The sequence below is a fragment of the Bradyrhizobium symbiodeficiens genome (assembly GCF_002266465.3).
Classification (GTDB): Bacteria; Pseudomonadota; Alphaproteobacteria; order Rhizobiales; family Xanthobacteraceae; genus Bradyrhizobium; species Bradyrhizobium symbiodeficiens.
This window is the reverse complement of the sequence record NZ_CP029427.2, coordinates 6786761-6803560: the sequence shown is the minus strand read 5'-3', so window position 1 is coordinate 6803560 and position 16800 is coordinate 6786761. Positions and strand designations below refer to the sequence as shown.

Here is a 16800-nt window from a genome sequence, read left to right as displayed (position 1 = left end):
AGGGTGGGTTAGCCGAAGGCGTAACCCACCACTTCTGTCTCCGCGGAAACTAAAGAGGTGGGTTACGCTGCGCTAACCCACCCTACGAGACCTGCTTTGTTGCAGCTTCGGCCATGAATTTCCGCCAGCCGCCATACGCCGTGATATCCCGCGCCTCGCCCAGCACCTCGGGCTCGACGAGAAATCCCTTCACGCTGCGGCCATCGGCGAGGCGCACCGTGCCGATCGCCATCGGCGCGGGGATCGCGTTGACGAACTTGCCGAACGCGGAGGACGACAGCAACCAGACCTCCAGCTCGATCGACGCCCCGTGGCCGGCCGCAACCCGCAGCATGCCCGGCTTCGGCGGCGTGGTCTTGAGCGCGTAGAGCTTGTAGTCGGGCGCGGTCTTCGTCGCCTCGATCAACTTCGCGTTCAACGCCGTCAATTCACCGTTCAACGCCATGCCAGAGAGATGTGCACCGACGACCGCGATCGGGATCTCGTCGCCGCCACTTGCCGGCAAGGGCGGCAGCGGTGCTTGCGCCGTGCCCTTCGCGCCGAGGCTCAACTTTGTATCCGCATGAAAGACGCGGCCGATGCTCGCCAGCAGCGCGTCATGCCGCGCGGGCGCGAGCAGCGTGATGCCGAACGGGACGCCGTCGCCGCGCATCTCTGCCGGCAGAGCGAGGCCGCAGAGGTCGAGCAGGTTGACGAAATTGGTGTAGGTGCCGAGCCGGCTGTTGAGCTCGATCGGATTGGCGAGCACCTGCGCGGTGGTATAGGCGGTCGGCGCCGTCGGCAGCACCAGCGCGTCGATATTGGCAAAGGTGCGCTCGGCAATCTTGCGCAGGCCCTGCAGGCGGTAGAGCGCCGAGAACGTATCCGCTGCGGTGAGCCGCGCTCCCGCGGCGGTGATCTCGCGCGTCACGGGGTGAATCGAATCGGGCGCGGACGCCAGCAGGTCCTTTATCACGAGATAGCGCTCGGCGACCCACGGACCCTCATAGAGCAGCCGCGCCGTCTCATAGAACGGCTCGAGGTCGAATTCGACCAGCGTCGCGCCGAGCGCAGTCCAGCGCTTCAACGCATCGGCGTAGGCGGCCTCCGCCTTCTTGTCGCCGAAGAAGATCAGTTGACCCTTGCGCGGCACGCCGAGACGCAAGCCTGCCGGGAACGGCGTGATCGCGCCCAGCGGCCGGTCGCGTGAGAACGGATCGGCTGCGTCCGGCCCGGCCATCACGGACAGCGCCAGCGCCGCGTCGTCGACCGTCAGGGCGAAGACCGAGATGCAATCGAGCGTGCGGCAGGCCGGCACCAGCCCCGCGTTCGAGATCATGCCGAGGCTCGGCTTCAGCCCGACGATGTTGTTGAGCATCGCCGGCACGCGGCCGGAGCCGGCGGTGTCGGTGCCGAGCGATAGCGGCACGAGGCCGGCGCCGACGGCGACGGCGGAGCCCGAGCTGGAGCCGCCGGGAATGAGATCCTCGCGGATCGAATTTCTGGGGATACCATAGGGCGAGCGCACGCCGACGAGACCGGTCGCGAACTGGTCGAGATTGGTCTTGCCGATGATGATCGCGCCGGCCGCGCGCAACCGCGCCACCGCCGTCGAATCGTGTGTGGGCGTAAAGGAGAAGGCGGGGCAGGCCGCCGTGGTCGGAAAGCCCAGCGCGTCGATATTGTCCTTCACCGCGACAGGCACGCCGTAGAGCGGCAGGCCGGCGGGATCCTTCGCGGCCAGCTTTTCGGCCTCCGCGATCGCATCCTTTTCGTCGCGCAGGCTGATGAAGATGGCGGGATCATCATGGTCGCGGATGCGCTGATAGGTCCGCGCGATCGTCTCTGCCGGCGTCAACGTGCCCGCGCGATGCGCGGCCACGATCGCGGCGATCGTTTCAGGCTGCTCAGCCCCCATTTCAGCCCTCATGGCGACAAAACTCCGGCAATCTGTCTTCGCCCGGAGCGAAGCAAGCGATGTGCCATTGTGTACATTATCCGGGCAGGAATGAAGCTGCGGATATTATCCGTCTGATCAGTGGCTTGGGGGATAATTCGACAGGCGGGCGGGCCGTGATGTCAGCGCCCTGTGACGGGCATCTGCTCAAATCATAGGCAGTCGAGATCAGGTGAAGCCGGCAAGGATTCGCAGCAGCTGCGCCCGGTTTTCCTTGCCGATCTTCGCCTCGACATGCCGTTCGTGCTCGGCCGCGAGGCGCTTGAACTTTGCCAGCGCCGTCTCGCCCTGGATCGTGAGATGCAGCGCATGGGAGCGACGGTCCGCCTTCGACTTGACCCGCTTCACGAGCTTGCGCTGCTCCAGGCTGTCGAGCAGGTGCACCAGCCGGGCGCGCTCGATGCCGAGGCGTTTCGCCACCGCCATCTGCGACAGACCCGGATTGGCGCCGATCACCGTCAGTACCGAATATTGCGTCGGCCGGATGTCGACCGCGCCAAGCGTCCTGATGAAGTCCTGAAAGATCCAGATCTGGAAGCGCCGCACCGCATAGCCGGCGTGCCCCACCAGCGCGTCGAGGCCGATCTCGTCGGCGTCGATCCGCCGCGCGGTGCCGTTGCTCGCTCGTTTGCGTGGGGAGGTCTGGGGCGCGGTGGCTGTCACATCGTGTCTCCTGCCGCGCAAGCTTAGCGCCTCGGGCGCCGTCGCGAAAGATTGTTGTTGACGACAACAATTGTCCTGCCCAACATTATGGCCAAAGCAGCCCGGAACGAGGCTGCCGCCGATCCGGGGATCCGGGCGGAGGAGGAAACCATGACAACCGCCGCACGCGGCGATGCTGCAAGCCTGTTCGCAACACCCAGAACCGTCGCCGAGCATCGCGCCGACGGCAGCATCGTGCTGCGCTCGCCCGAACCGTTGCGCGATGGCGCGCGCTGCGTCGGCGACTGGCTGGAGCAATGGGCGCAGCAAACGCCGGATACGATCTTCCTGGCCGAGCGCGGCCATGTCGAGCTGCCCTGGACCACTGTCACCTATGCGCAGGCGCAGCACCGGGTGCGCGCGGCGGCGTCCTGGATCCTGGCGCAGGGCTTGAGCGCCGAGCGCCCGCTGGCGATCCTCTCCGACAACAGCATCGACCATGCGCTGCTCGCGCTTGCCGCCCAGCATGTCGGCGTGCCCTCGGCGGCGATCTCGCCGGCCTATTCGCTGATGTCGAAAGATTTCGACAAGCTCAAGAGCATGGTCGCGCTGCTCGATCCGGGCGCGATCTATGTCTCCGCGACCAAGTCATTCGCGGCGGCGCTGGCCGCGGTCAAGCCGCTGCACACGGCGCAGATCATCAGCGGCAACGCCGGCGATGGCGACGCGCTCGCCTTCCGCACGATCGCGGCGACGCCGGAGGGTCCCGACGTCGCAACGGCGTTCGCCGCGGTGACGCCGGATACGATCGCAAAACTCCTGTTCACGTCAGGCTCGACCGGCACGCCCAAGGCTGTCATCAACACCCAGCGCATGCTGACCTCGAGCCAGCAGGCGAAGGCGCAGACCTGGACCTTCCTGCAGCAGGGCCGCGGCGATCTCGTCATTCTCGACTGGCTGCCCTGGAGCCACACTTTCGGCGCCAACCACAATTTCAACCTCGTGCTGCGCAACGGCGGCTCGCTCTATATCGACGGCGGCAAGCCCGCGCCCGGGCTGTTCGCGACGTCACTGGCGAACCTCAGAAGCGTGATGCCCACGGTCTATTTCAACGTGCCGCGCGGCTTCGACATGCTGATCGCGGCGCTGCGCGGCGACGAGGAGCTGTGCCGCCGTTTCTTCGGCGAGGTAAAGTTTGCCTTCTATGCCGGCGCGGCGCTGCCGCAGAATCTCTGGGACGCGCTTGAAGAGCTCTCGCTCAAAACGGTCGGCCACGCGCTGCCGATGGTCTCGGCGTGGGGCTCGACCGAGACGTCGCCGCTCGCAACCGACTGCCATTTCCTCGCCGAACGTTCCGGCAATATCGGCGTGCCCATTCCCGGCACCGAACTGAAGCTCGTGACGTCCGGCGACAAGCTGGAGGTGCGGGTGCGCGGTCCCAACGTCACGCCGGGCTACTGGAAGGCGCCGGAGCTGACCAGGCAGGCTTTTGATGAAGAGGGCTTCTATCTGATCGGCGATGCCGTGAAGCTTGCCGACAGCGCGCGGCCGGAGCGTGGCCTGTTCTTCGACGGCCGCGTCGCCGAAGATTTCAAGCTCAATTCCGGCACCTGGGTCAATGTCGGCACGCTGCGCGTTGCCGGGATCGCCGCGCTGGCGCCGCTGGCGCAGGACATCGTCGTGTCAGGGCACGGCGGTGACGAGGTGCGTTTCCTCGTGATCCCGAACATCGCGGCCTGCCGCATCCACGCCGGTCTGCCCGAGACGGCCGATGTGAACGAGGTGCTCGCACATGACAAGGTCAGGAGCGCGATCGCGCAGGGCCTGGCGAAACTGAGGCAGCAGGGCCCCAACTCCTCCGGCCACGCCACGCGCGCGCTGCTGCTCGCCGAGCCGCCCTCAGTCGACGGCGGCGAGATCACCGACAAGGGCTACATCAACCAGCGTGCCGTGCTGACACGGCGCGCCGATGCGGTCGCGCGATTGAATGATGATGCGTCGGCGGAGTGGATTGGGTGCGTCGGATAGGCCGTTCCGTCCACGGCTAGCGGCTCTCATGCCCCGGCTCTGCGCAGCAGCGTTTCCACGCTGCAGCGCGTCCGGGACACGAGAGCTGGGCGTGCCCAATAGGCCAGCAAGCCTGCAGCAATATCCTGCCGATTATTTTGTTGCTTAAGCAACTAATTTATGCGAACCGTTCCAGGCAGAGATGACGGCGGGAAAAACCGCCGCGTCTGATCCTGGAGGAAACGATGCTCGGCCCGAATCGTGCCGTCGGCAAGCGCCGGCGTATGCCTGGACGTGACGGTAGCTGGTGCCCCGCCTGCGACCTGTCAGGTCTCGGTGCCGCCAGTGACCGCGCCGAGATTCTCGTGCAGCCGGCGCAGCAGATTGATCAGCACCTCGCGCTCGTCCTTGTTCAGGCACGACAACAGCCGCCGTTCGCGTTCGAGCGCGGCGACGATCACCTTGTCGTGGGTCGTGCGGCCCTTCGCCGTCAGCGCGATCGAATGGGTGCGGCCGTCATGGGGATCGGTGCGGATCGAGACCAGCCCGCGCTTCTCGAGGCCCGCAAGCGTCCGGCTCACCGGTCCCTTGTCGAAGCCGATGACGTGGCAGATGCGCGAAGCCGGAATGCCGGGCTCGATCGCCAGCAGCGACATGATCCGCCATTCCGTGACGTTGACGCCGAACTCCCGCTGATAGAACGCGGTCGCGCTGTTCGAGAGCTTGTTGGCGATGAAGGTGACGAACGCCGGGACGTAGCGGTCGAGATCGAGCGTCGGTCCCGCATCGCTAGGCGCGGGCTTCTGGCGGGATCTGGTCGAAGGCGAAGGCATGTCGGGGGTCTGACTCGCGGTGGGCCGACCGACCTAAGGGCAAGCGCCATCCTTTCACAAGATCAAAATGAGGGAGGTCTCCTATGAGCGTATCCGGCTCCCCAATATCGTCCGGCTCCGCGGCCGTTCCGCATCTCGACGTCGATCCCTTCGCGATGAATTTTTTCGCCGACCCCTATCCCGCGCACGAGCGGCTGCGGGAGGCGGGGCCGGTGGTCTATCTCGACAAGTGGAACGTCTACGGCGTGGCGCGCTATGCCGAGGTCCATGCGGTGCTGAACGATCCCGCGACCTTCTGCTCCAGCCGCGGTGTCGGCCTCAGCGATTTCAAGAAGGAGACGCCGTGGCGGCCGCCGAGCCTGATCCTCGAAGCCGACCCGCCCGCGCACACCCGCACCCGTGCCGTGCTGTCGAAGGTGCTGTCACCGACCGTGATGAAGGGGCTCCGCGACCGCTTTGCGGCGGCGGCTGAAGAACGAGTCGATATGCTGCTCGCCAAGCGCAGTTTTGACGCCATCACGGATCTCGCGGAAGCCTATCCGCTCTCGATCTTCCCGGACGCGCTGGGGCTGAAGCCCGAAGGCCGTGAGCATCTCATCCCTTATGCGAGCGTCGTGTTCAACGCGTTCGGCCCGCCCAATGAGTTGCGCCAGGAAGCCATCGCGCGCTCGGCGCCACATCAAGCCTATGTCACCGCGCAATGCCAGCGTGACAATCTCACGCCCGGCGGCATCGGGGCCTGCATCCACGCCCATGTCGATGAGGGCGCGATCACTGCGACTGAAGCGCCGCTACTGGTGCGCTCGCTGTTGTCGGCCGGCCTCGACACCACGGTCAATGGCATCGGTGCCGCCGTCTATTGTCTGGCGCGTTTCCCCGAGCAATGGCAACGCTTGCGCGATGACCTCACGCTGGCGCGCAACGCCTTCGAGGAGGCCGTGCGGTTCGAAAGCCCGGTGCAGACCTTCTTCCGCACCACGACGCGTGACGTCGAACTGTCCGGCGCGACCATCGGCGAAGGCGAGAAAGTGCTGATGTTCCTCGCCGCGGCCAATCGCGATCCCAGGCGCTGGGACAAGCCCGAAAGCTACGACATTACCCGCCGCACCTCCGGCCATGTTGGGTATGGCTCCGGCATCCACATGTGCGTCGGCCAACTCGTGGCGCGGCTGGAAGGCGAGACGATGCTTTCGGCGCTGGCGCGCCGCATCGCCAGCATCGAGATCGCAGGCGAGCCGAAGCGCCGCTTCAACAACACGCTGCGCGGGCTGGACAGCCTGCCGGTGACGATCATTCCGGCCTGACACGACCGGAACAATAAAGCAGGGGAGGACTCAATGAAAAATCTGAAGTGGACGCTTGCGCTGGCCGCGAGCCTGGTGACCGGCGCGGCGAACGCCGAGATCTCGGACAATGTCGTGCGTGTCGGCGTGCTCAACGACATCTCCGGCATTTTCCAGGACACCAACGGAATGGGCTCGGTGGAAGCCGCGCGCATGGCGGCGGAGGATTTCAACGGCGGCGGCAAGGGCATCAAGGTCGAGATCGTCTATGCCGACCATCAGAACAAGGCCGATGTCGGCAATGCCATCGCGCGCAAATGGCTCGACGTCGAGGGCGTCGATGCCATCGTCGACGTGCCGAACTCGGCGGTCGGCCTCTCCATCAACACGCTGCTGCGCGACAGCCGCATGACGTTCCTGGCGTCCTCGACCGCAAGCTCGGACCTCACCGGCAAGGCCTGCTCGCCCAACACCATCCAATGGGTCAATGACACCTGGGCGACCGGCAATACCACTGCAGCCGCGATGATGTCGCGCGGCGGCAAGGACTGGTATTTTCTCACGGTCGACTACGCGCTCGGCAAGGGCATCGAGGCCGAGGCGCAAAAGTATATCGAAGGCCACGGCGGCAAGGTGCTCGGCTCTTCCAAGCATCCGCTCGGCACCTCCGACTTCGCCTCCTTCCTGTTGCAAGCGCAGGGCTCGAAGGCCCAGGTGATCGGTCTTGCGAATGCCGGCGGCGACACCATCAACGCGGTGAAGCAGGCCGCCGAATTCGGCATCCAGCAGAACGGCCAGAAGCTCGTCGCCTTTCTGCTCTTCATCAACGACGTCCACGGCATGGGCATCAAGGTCGCGCAGGGCCTCCAGCTGATGGAAGCCTTCTACTGGGACATGAACGATGATACCCGCGCCTTCGCGAAGCGGTTCGCCGCGCGGCCCGGCATGAACGGCAAGATGCCGAGCGGCAACCAGGCCGGCGTTTATGCCTCGACGCTCGCTTACCTCAACGCCGTCGCGGCGACCGGCAGCGACAACGCCAAGGACGCGGTGCCCGAGATGAAGAAGTTCAAGGGCAAGGACAAACTGTTCGGCGACACCACGATCCGCCAGGACGGCCGCGTCGTGCATCCGATGTATCTGTTCGAGGTGAAGAAGCCGGAGGAGTCGAAATATCCCTACGACTATTACAAGCTGGTCTCGACCATCTCCGCGGAGCAGGCGTTTCGGCCGTTGGCGGAGGGCGGATGCGAGCTGGTGAAGTAGGTCTCATGCCCCGGACGCAGTGCGGCGCGTAGCGCTGCGCTGCAGAGCCGGGCCCACAATTCGGGGTCCCGGCTCTGCGTCGCGTCATTTTCATGCCGCGTCGCGTCCGGGACACGAGAGAAGCCTTCCTACACCACCTTGCTGCTCCCCTGCGTGATCAACCTCGCCGCGCGTTGATCGCGCGCGTAGATCCACAACCAGCTCAGCGCGACGCTGAGACGGTGGCGGAGGCCGATCAGGAAGTAGATGTGGGCGATGCCCCAGATCCACCACGCAATGGTGCCGCGCAGCTTGAAGCGACCGAAGTCGATCACAGCGAGCCGCTTGCCGATCTGGGCGAGGCTGCCGGCGTGCTTGTAGCGGAACGGGCCGGTGGCAGCGCCGCGCAGGCGTGCCTTGATGGTCTCGGCGACATGCTTCCCCTGCTGCTTGGCGGCCGGCGCGATGCCCGGCACCGGCTTGCCGTCCCAGGCGTTGATGCTGACGGTATCGCCGATCGCGAAGATCTCGGGATGGCCGGGGATGGTCAGGTCCGCCTCGACCTGCACGCGTCCGGCGCGGTCGGCTGGTGCGCCCAGCCATTCGGCGGCGGGCGAAGCGCGCACGCCGGCGGCCCAGATCCTGGTCTTGGCCTCGAGCAGCTTGCCGCCGAACACCACGCCCTCGCGATTGATTTCGGTGACGGCCTGTCCCAGCACGACCTCGACGCCGATCTTCTCCAGCGAGGCCTGCGCATAGGCCGAGAGGTCGTCGGCAAAGCCTGCGAGCACGCGTGGCCCCGCCTCGACCAGCACCACGCGTGCTTTCGTCGTGTCGATGTTGCGGAAGTCGGCTGGCAGCGTGTGATGCGCCATCTCGGCGATGGTGCCGGCGAGCTCGACGCCGGTGGGGCCGGCGCCGACGATGACGAAGGTCAGCCGCGCCGCGCGTTTGGCCGGATCGGTCTCGCGCTCGGCGCGCTCGAACGCCACCAGGATGTGACGGCGCAACGTGGTCGCGTCTTCCAGCGTCTTCAGGCCCGGCGCGAACTGCTCCCATTCGTCGTGGCCGAAATAGGCGTGACGCGCGCCGGTCGCGAGCACCAGCGTGTCGTAGGGCACCTCGCTGCCGTCGTCGATCAGCACGCTGCGCCTTGCCGCGTCGACGCCGCTGACGGTCGCGAACAGCGTCGTCACCTCGGGCCGGTCGCGCATCAGGTGCCGGATCGGCCACGCGATCTCGCTGGTGGCGAGCGAGGCGGTCGCGACCTGGTACAGCAGCGGCTGGAACAGATGATGGTTACGGCGGTCGATCAGCGTGATCTCGACCGGCGCGCCCGCAAGCCGGTAGGTCGCCTCCAGCCCGCCGAAGCCGGCCCCGACGATGACGACGCGATGCGGTGTCGTGGTCATGACGTACCCTCGAATCTCGCTGCTCCACACCCCCATTTAAGTGCGGTTCGGGCGCTGCAGTCCAATAGCCGTCATCAATCGCCGCATAGGCCGGATGTATCGATCAGGCGCGAGAAAGCGCCGCAGGGTTGGCCGAAGTATGTAGAATTATATTTCTTGCCTTCGCCGATTAGGGCGAAATATGGTGCAGGGCAGGCGCTGAGCCATTGGCGGCTCGATGAATTTTGCGTTCAATAGAGACGACCCGGGGCGGCGATCACCGCGTTTCCGGGCTCAATAATGTGGAGGGGATTGGTTATGAGGACGGCATTCTGGCTGGCGGGCGCAGCGGCGCTGGTGCTGGCGAGCCCGGCATTCGCCGGCGACACCATCAAGATCGGTTTCGTTTCGACCTTCAGCGGCCCGACCGCCGTGATCGGCAACGACATGCGCAACTCCTTCGAGCTGGCGCTCGACCACATCGGCCGCAAGATGGACGGCAAGCCGGTCGAAGTCATCTACGAGGATGACGGCCAGAAGCCCGACGTCGGCAAGCAGAAGACCGAGAAGCTGGTGCAGTCCGACAAGGTCGATTTCATCGTCGGCTATATCTGGTCGAACGTGCTCTTGGCCTCGCTGAAGACGGCGGTGGACTCGCAGACTTTCCTGATCTCGGCCAATGCCGGCCCCTCGCAGCTCGCCGGCGAGCTGTGCAGCCCGTACGTGTTCTCGACCTCCTGGCAGAACGACCAGACGCCGGCCGCCATGGGCCTCTACATGAACCAGAAGGGCGTCAAGAGCGTGTTCCTGATCGGGCCGAACTATGCGGCCGGCAAGGACATGCTGGCCGGCGTGAAGAGCACCTTCAAGGGCGAGGTCAAGGGCGAGGAATACACGGTCTGGCCGAGCCAGCTCGATTTCTCCGCCGAGCTCTCCAAGGCGCGCGCCTCCGGCGCCGAGTCGATCTTCGTGTTCTATCCCGGTGCGGCCGGCGTGCAGTTCCTCAACCAATACGCCCAGGCCGGCCTGAAGAGCACGATGCCGCTCTACACGGCGTTCACCGTCGACGAGCTGTCGCTGCCGCTGCAGAAGGAGAACGCGCTCGGGGTGCCCGGCGCGCAGGAATGGGTCAACGACCTCCCCAACGAGCAGAACAAGCGCTTCGTCGCCGACTATCGCAAGAAGTACACCGGCCTGCGTCCGACCTATTACGGTGCGCAAGCCTATGACGCCGCGCAGCTGATCAACAGCGCGGTGGTCGCGGTGAAGGGCGACACCAGCAAGAAGGACGCGATGAAGGCCGAGATGGAGAAGGCCAACTTCAAGTCGCTGCGCGGCCCCTTCAAATACGGCAACAACCACATCCCGGTGCAGAACTTCTATCTGCAGGACGTGGTGAAGGACGGCGAAGGCCAGCTCTCACTGAAGACGGTCGCGACCATCGTCGAGAACGACCAGGATCGCTTCCACGACAAGTGCAAGATGAAGTGAGCTGGCGCTTCTCCCTCTCCCCGCTTGTGGGGAGAGGGAGAAGGCCTGCGCCCGCGGCATGCTCGCGGGCCGCACTTCGCGCGATTGCGCCGCGAGCCTGATCCCGGCATTGGCTGCGCCAAATCCCTGATAATCCCTGCGCTCGACGATCTCGAAGAAGAAGCGCTCGTCGAAGATGTGTGTAGACCTGGAAGAACTCGCCGTCGCCCTCGCGGTCGTTGAGGATGTGATTGGCGCGCAGCTGCGCCATCAGCTCGGGCGCGAGATCGTATTTGGCCTCGACGGTGGCGCCGCCGCCCGAGAGCTCGGCGACGTCGGCGAGCTTGATAGCCTGGCCGTGGACGCCGGTTGCGGTTGCGAAGGCAAGCAGGGCGCCTGCCAGGATGTTACGCTGGGTGATAGGCCGAGCTTCGTGCCGCCATCACCTCGTCGAATGCCTCTCCCATGATCTCGGTCGACGGGGCAAGGCCCGTGAACAGTTCGAACGCGTCGGCGGCCTGATAGATCGCGAGCTCCCGCCCGGTCATGATCCGCGCGCCCCTGGCTCGTGCCGCCGCCAGCAGCGGCGTGATCAGCGGCGAGTAGACGGCATCCGCGACCCACAATCCTTCATGCAGCAGCGTGGCTGCAACCGGCATGCCCCGGTCCGGCAGCATACCGACCGGCGTGCCGTTGACGAGACCGGTTGCGCCGTGCAGCGCATCCTCGACGCTTGCGGCGATCCTTGCGCCGCCCCGTGGCGCCAGCAGGGAGACGAGCATCGCCGCGCGCGCCGGCTCGCTGTCGAAGATGCGGATGTCGGACACCTCCAGGCTCGCCAGTGCAAACGCGATCGCCTTGCCGACGCCGCCGGCGCCGATCACCGCAACGGCATTCCCCGCGGGCGCCAGCAACGGCGCCACCGCGCGGGCAAAGCCCGTGGTGTCGGTGTTGTGGCCGGTCAGGCGGCCGTCCTTGACGACGACGGTGTTGACCGCGCCCATGCTGGCCGCGCCCGGCGCCAGCTCGTCGAGCAGCGGGACCACCGCTTCCTTGTAGGGGTAGGTGACATTGACGCCGGCGAAGCCGAGCCGCCGCACGCCCTCGAGCATCATCCGAAGCCCCGCCGCATCGGCACCGGCAACCTCGATGAGCTGGTAGTGGCCGCGAAGGCCCAGCGCCTCCGCGGCGCGCTCATGCATGGCAGGGGACGCGGAATGCGCGATCGGCGCGCCGATAAGGCCGGTGAGGAGCTTCTTGCTGGCGGCGTATCCGCGCTTGGACATGGTTCGCTATCGTCTCAAACGGAGCGTTCGGTCCCGGCCATTAGCGGGGAAATTCCCGCAAGTCCGAGGGCAGTTCCTGGCGCGACGATAGCCTTTCCCCCGCCTAGCACAATTGCCCTTTTATCGCTCGCCGCGGCCGAGCATAAGATAGTCGATGGCCTCCTCGAGCTTGAGGATGTTGATGTCGATGCTCAAATCAGGATAGCGGCGGCGGACGCGCTCGATCGCGCGCGGCACCATCGCCTGCGAGATGCTCGGCACCGAGCCGATCCGCAGTTCGGACAGGCCGCCGCGGCCGATCTTGGAGATGCGGAGAGATCGTCGACCTTCTTGTAGACGCCGCTGGTCTTCCGGGATCATCTCATGGAAGGCGCGCGGCCATCCAGCGACAATATTCTAGGAATGGAAGTGGCCGTATTTCGGAATCAGGATCTGGCAGACCACGCCGGTCGGCCGGTATTCGAGCTTCGTGCCGCCGTTGGGACCGCTGCCGAGGCTGCGCGAGATCAAGGTCTGGCCGAAGCCCGTGACCGTCGGCGGAGTCACCAGGGGCCCGTCGCGCTCTTCCCATTCGATCTGCAGGGCGCCGTCATCGAGCAGGCCGATCCGCCGCACCGACAGCTTGCCGGCGCGGGTCGAAAGCGCGCCGTACTTCACTGCGTTGGTCGTCAGTTCGTGGAACACGAGCCCGAGAGAGACGGCCGTCTTGGAGTCGACGGAGATATCCAGCCCTTCCATCGAGATGCGTCCGCTGGAGAGCGTCGCATAGGGCGCCAGCTCGACGCTGAGCACGTCCTTGATCTGGAGGTTCTCCCAGGACGCGTTGGACAGCAACGTATGGGTGGCCGCCAGGGCCTGGATGCGGCCGGAAAAGGACTTCTGGAAGTCCTCGATCGTGCGCTCGTGGGACGCGGTTCGCGCCGAGATCGCCAGCACCATGGCCAGCGTGTTCTTGACGCGGTGATCGAGCTCGCCCATCAGGAGAGCCTGGCGACGCTCGGCAGCCTTGCGCTGCGACAGGTTGATCAGCGTGACCACGCAGCCCTGAGTCCGGTCGCCGGATACGACGAGCGGTGCCGCGCTGATCATGACGTCTGTGACGTCGACGGCGGATGTCTTCACTGCGGCTTCCAAGCCCTGCACCGGCGTGCCCCCGACGGCCATCGCGACGATATCGGCACCCGACATCAGCTCGGCCGCATCGGCGAAGGTCAGCGCGATCGCCTCTTCAAACCGCTTCCCGATCGGAGCCTCGGCGCAGATCCGTTCGGCGGCCGTATTGATGTGAGTGACCATGCCGGAGCGGTCGCAGACGATGACGGCCTCGTTGGCGGAGGCGAGAACGGACCGCGCCAGCCGCTCGGACTCCTTGGCGGCCGCTGTCTGCTCGCGCTCGCTGATGTCGGTGAAAGTGATGGCGACGCCGCTCACGATGCCGAAATCGATCGGAGCGCCGGTCAGAAGGAAGCTGCGCTCGCTGTCGTTCACTCGAACGTGGATTTCAGCGGATTGACGTTCCTTCAGCGCCTGCGCCAGGAGGCGACGGAACGTGGTCTGATTGACGGCATCGAGGATATCGAGCAACGCCGGTCCGGATAGTCCGTCGGCCGGCCGGTCCAGCAACGTACACAGCGCCTGGTTGGCATAGAGCAATTGCCCATCGGCATCGAACGCGGCAGCACCGATGTCCATCGCTTCCATGAAGGTGCGGTAGGAGTGGCCGTCGCCTTCGAGCGTGAAGACTTGTTCGGTGGTTCCGCCCTTGATGACGACGGCATCGATCTCGCCTTCGCGGATGGCCCGGAGCGTCTCCTCGGCCTCGTAAAGTCGAGCCTCGAGTTCGTCCCTGGTCAACGCGGACGCGAGCGATACCACCGTCATCATTCCTCAACCGACAGATGAACTAGAACCTTCTGGGTGTCGGAAAGGTCCCCGATGATCTTGCGGATCGGCACCGGAAGCTCTTTCACCAGGGTTGGAATGGCGACGATGCCATGCTCCCGGGCGAGCTGCGGCTGCTTCTTGAGGTCGACGACCTCGACCTTGTACTTGCCGGCCAGGTGCTCGGAGCAGATCTTTTCGAGATTGCGGATCGCGGCGAGCGATTTCGGCGTCTCGCCGGCGACGTAGAGGACGAGCTTGACGGGCTCTTTGTCGACTTCGGGCATGAATTATTCCTGCTTCTTCTTGCCGGTAGACAGGTCGAATCCCCGTCCGCGCGCCAGTGCTGCGGCACTTTCCCGGCTCAGTTGTTGATAGGTTTCCTCGGCCGTCACCAGCCGCCTGAGTTCGGCCTCGTCGGCCTCGATATCCGCGTTGAGAGTTTCGATCTGGGCAAGTGCGCGGCGCCGCCGTTGCGTGACCTGGTCCTGCACGCGCGTGACCTCGGCCTGCCGCTCGGTCTCGGCGCGTCGCGCCCGCGCCTCTGCGTTGCGTCGGGCCGAACCCGTCAATGCACCGTCCTCGCCGAGATAGGGCTCCAGCAGGTGAATGCCACTGTTCGACATGACGAACTCGCGGACCTGGTTGGAATGGGAGATACCGCGCGCTTTCAGCAGATAGAGCTCTCGGTTGAACTCGCCATTGGCCTCGCGGTTGAGCAAAAGGACCCAGCCATCCATGATCGACGACAGGCCGGCGTCGGTTTGCGCCTGCTCGACACTCGCCAGATGGGTGAAAACGGCGGTGATGCCGTTGGACTTGAGGTAGTCGACGATGCGCAGCAGCATCGCCTGCACCTCGGCGATGTCAGCAGAGTCGGTGAAGGCGGAGATCGGATCGAGCACGACGAGCTGCGGCTTGAACCTGTTGACCTCGCGCAGGATGATCGCGAGGTGCATTTCGAGCGAGTAGAAGGTCGGGCGCGCGGCGATGTAGCGCAGTTGGCCCCGCTTCAGCCACTTGTCCAGGTCGGTGCCGATCGACTTCATGTTGCGCACGGTCTGCGCCTCGGATTCCTCGAACGAGAGGTAAAGGGCCCGTTCGCCGCGCTGGCAGGCGGCGTCGGCCATCATGCAGGCGAGCGAGCTCTTGCCGGAGCCGGCGACGCCGGTAAGCAGGATGCTGCTACCACGGTAAAAACCGCCGCCGGTCAGCATGGCGTCGAGGTCGGGCACGCCGGTCGAGATCCGGTCTTCGAACACCTTGTGCCCGAGCCCGAGCGAGGACACCGGCAGCACGGAAAAGCCGTCCTCGTCGATCAGGAACGGATATTCGTTGGTGCCGTGCGCGGTGCCGCGATATTTGACGATGCGCAGGCGCCGCGTCGAGATCTGGTTGTCGACGCGGTGATCGAGCAGGATGACGCAGTCCGAGACATATTCCTCGAGGCCTTGCCGGGTCAGGGTGCCGTCGCCGCGTTCGCCGGTAATGACGGCGGTCAGGCCCTTCTGCTTGAGCCAGTCGAACAGGCGACGGATCTCGGCGCGCAGGATCGCGGGATTGGAGAACGCCGAGAACAGGCTTTCGATCGTATCGAGCACGATACGCTTGGCGCCGATCTGGTCCACCGCGAATTCGAGCCGCAGGAACAACGCCTCCAGATCGTAATCGCCGATCTCCGCCACTTCCGAAGGGTCGATGGCGATGTGCTCGATGTGAATCTTCGACTGGTCGATCAGCGTCTGCAGGTCGAAGCCAAGCGAATCCACGTTGGCGATGATGTCGACGGGACGCTCCTCGAACGTGACGAAGACGCCGGGCTCGTCGTAGATCTTCGCGCCGTTGAAGAGGAAGGTCGAAGCAAACAACGTTTTGCCGCAGCCGGCCGACCCGCACACCAGGCTCGGTCGCCCGGTGGGAAGGCCGCCAAGCGTCAGGTCGTCAAAGCCGTCGATGCCGGTTGGAGATTTCGTGATGCCGTCAGTCATGCCCTGCCCTGGTTCCAGACGATTTTTCTAGGCAAATATTGGCGAGCCGCATAGAGGGAAGCAGCTGCAATTTTGTCGCTTGGCCCAGGAACAGAATTGGTTGATTGGAGTTTGTTTGCTCTGCCGACTCCCATCTGATCGGCTGGCATGATGTGGGCTCAGTGGCCGCGCACAGACAGCACTCCCCCGACACGATGCCGCTTCAATCACCAGAGTTTTGCGTTCACTTGTGAACATACGAGTTTACCGCGCCGGCGCATAAGGGGCCAGCTGGGCGCGGGGGCGCATTGGTGAGACCATGAACGAGTTGGAAGGCCGCATTCAAGCCATTTTGGATGCGGCGCTTGATGCTGCCTTCAGTCACGTCAGGCATGGCGGTGATCACGAGAGCCGCAAGCTCGTTGCGGCACGTCTGCTCGACGCGGCTCAGTCCGGCATGACGACTTTGGACGAATTGACGTCGGTCGGACGTCGCGCGCTTGTTGATCTCAAGACCAGGTCGCGGGCTTGAGCCACCGGCTGTCGCCAGCGCGAGCCATGCTGCAATTACGTTTTAGCTCGCCGGCCCTTCCGGCAATACGCTTTCGGCCAGGTCCTCGCGCTCGCCTTGCAGCACCTCGCGCGCGAACTCGATGATCTTCTGCTTGTTTGCCGTTTCGCGGACCGCGAAAAACACGCGGTTCAATTCCAGGCCGAGCACGCTGTTGAGGGCGATGTCCTCGTCTTCCATCGTGGTTTTCCCGCTTCGGTCGCCTCAGGTGTATCGTGACGTCAATTCTGCCACAAGTAGTTTAAATCTTCGGGACGGATGAGCACGGAAAACTACGGCAGCAGCGAA

The 16800-nt window shown here is 65.0% G+C and carries 14 protein-coding genes and 2 pseudogenes; 5 read left to right on the top strand and 11 right to left on the bottom strand.

All coding sequences use genetic code 11. From position 1 onward, the window contains the following. Positions 1-82: 82 nt before the first annotated feature. Complete coding sequence (gene atzF, locus CIT39_RS32155) at positions 83-1897, bottom strand: allophanate hydrolase (RefSeq protein ID WP_094976314.1); 1815 nt, start codon at positions 1895-1897, stop codon at positions 83-85. 207 nt (positions 1898-2104) lie between these two features. Continuing rightward, positions 2105-2599: a MarR family winged helix-turn-helix transcriptional regulator gene (locus CIT39_RS32150; RefSeq protein WP_162308796.1), complete on the bottom strand. Its 495-nt coding sequence runs from the start codon at positions 2597-2599 to the stop codon at positions 2105-2107. A 150-nt stretch (positions 2600-2749) separates the two neighbouring features. Between CIT39_RS32150 and CIT39_RS32145 the strand changes: the two genes are divergently transcribed. Beyond that, a complete protein-coding gene (locus tag CIT39_RS32145) occupies positions 2750-4606 on the top strand; it encodes a feruloyl-CoA synthase (protein WP_094977028.1) in 1857 nt (618 codons plus the stop codon). Between the two features lie 305 nt (positions 4607-4911). Here CIT39_RS32145 and CIT39_RS32140 read toward each other — a convergent pair whose 3' ends face one another. Further along, entirely contained in the window at positions 4912-5418 is a 507-nt protein-coding gene (locus tag CIT39_RS32140) for a MarR family winged helix-turn-helix transcriptional regulator (protein WP_094976316.1), read from the bottom strand. Positions 5419-5501: 83 nt separating this feature from the next. Between CIT39_RS32140 and CIT39_RS32135 the strand changes: the two genes are divergently transcribed. Then, positions 5502-6722, top strand: a complete 1221-nt coding sequence (locus CIT39_RS32135; protein WP_094976317.1) for a cytochrome P450 — start codon at positions 5502-5504, stop codon at positions 6720-6722. Between the two features lie 33 nt (positions 6723-6755). After that, positions 6756-7967: an ABC transporter substrate-binding protein gene (locus CIT39_RS32130; RefSeq protein ID WP_094976318.1), complete on the top strand. Its 1212-nt coding sequence runs from the start codon at positions 6756-6758 to the stop codon at positions 7965-7967. A gap of 128 nt (positions 7968-8095) precedes the next feature. Here CIT39_RS32130 and CIT39_RS32125 read toward each other — a convergent pair whose 3' ends face one another. Next, a complete protein-coding gene (locus CIT39_RS32125; RefSeq protein WP_162308795.1) occupies positions 8096-9358 on the bottom strand; it encodes an NAD(P)/FAD-dependent oxidoreductase in 1263 nt (420 codons plus the stop codon). Positions 9359-9655: 297 nt separating this feature from the next. On the opposite strand from CIT39_RS32125, the gene CIT39_RS32120 reads away from it, so the two are divergent. Continuing rightward, complete coding sequence (locus CIT39_RS32120; protein WP_094976320.1) at positions 9656-10828, top strand: ABC transporter substrate-binding protein; 1173 nt, start codon at positions 9656-9658, stop codon at positions 10826-10828. Between the two features lie 51 nt (positions 10829-10879). On the opposite strand, the pseudogene CIT39_RS32115 reads toward CIT39_RS32120, so the two are convergent. The 6 genes and pseudogenes from CIT39_RS32115 to kaiC form a co-directional block, all read right to left on the bottom strand. After that, a pseudogene (locus CIT39_RS32115) lies at positions 10880-11111 on the bottom strand (3-keto-5-aminohexanoate cleavage protein); the annotation flags it as partial. A gap of 103 nt (positions 11112-11214) precedes the next feature. Further along, positions 11215-12093, bottom strand: a complete 879-nt coding sequence (locus tag CIT39_RS32110; protein WP_094976321.1) for a shikimate dehydrogenase — start codon at positions 12091-12093, stop codon at positions 11215-11217. Positions 12094-12219: 126 nt separating this feature from the next. Beyond that, a pseudogene (locus CIT39_RS32105) lies at positions 12220-12437 on the bottom strand (LysR substrate-binding domain-containing protein); the annotation flags it as partial. A gap of 52 nt (positions 12438-12489) precedes the next feature. Beyond that, entirely contained in the window at positions 12490-13968 is a 1479-nt protein-coding gene (locus CIT39_RS32100; RefSeq protein WP_094977029.1) for a sensor histidine kinase, read from the bottom strand. A gap of 5 nt (positions 13969-13973) precedes the next feature. Then, positions 13974-14261 carry a circadian clock KaiB family protein gene (locus tag CIT39_RS32095; RefSeq protein ID WP_094976322.1) on the bottom strand — a complete coding sequence of 96 codons (288 nt, stop codon included), beginning with the start codon at positions 14259-14261 and terminating at the stop codon, positions 13974-13976. Between the two features lie 3 nt (positions 14262-14264). Beyond that, positions 14265-15962: a circadian clock protein KaiC gene (gene kaiC / locus CIT39_RS32090; RefSeq protein ID WP_094976323.1), complete on the bottom strand. Its 1698-nt coding sequence runs from the start codon at positions 15960-15962 to the stop codon at positions 14265-14267. Positions 15963-16260: 298 nt separating this feature from the next. Here kaiC and CIT39_RS32085 point away from each other — a divergent pair, with 298 nt between their 5' ends. Beyond that, positions 16261-16473 (top strand): hypothetical protein, encoded by a 213-nt coding sequence (locus CIT39_RS32085; protein WP_094976324.1) that lies wholly within the window; start codon positions 16261-16263, stop codon positions 16471-16473. Positions 16474-16515: 42 nt separating this feature from the next. Here the strand turns inward: CIT39_RS32085 and CIT39_RS32080 are convergent, their stop codons facing one another. Then, positions 16516-16692 carry a hypothetical protein gene (locus CIT39_RS32080; protein WP_094976325.1) on the bottom strand — a complete coding sequence of 59 codons (177 nt, stop codon included), beginning with the start codon at positions 16690-16692 and terminating at the stop codon, positions 16516-16518. Positions 16693-16800: the final 108 nt, after the last annotated feature.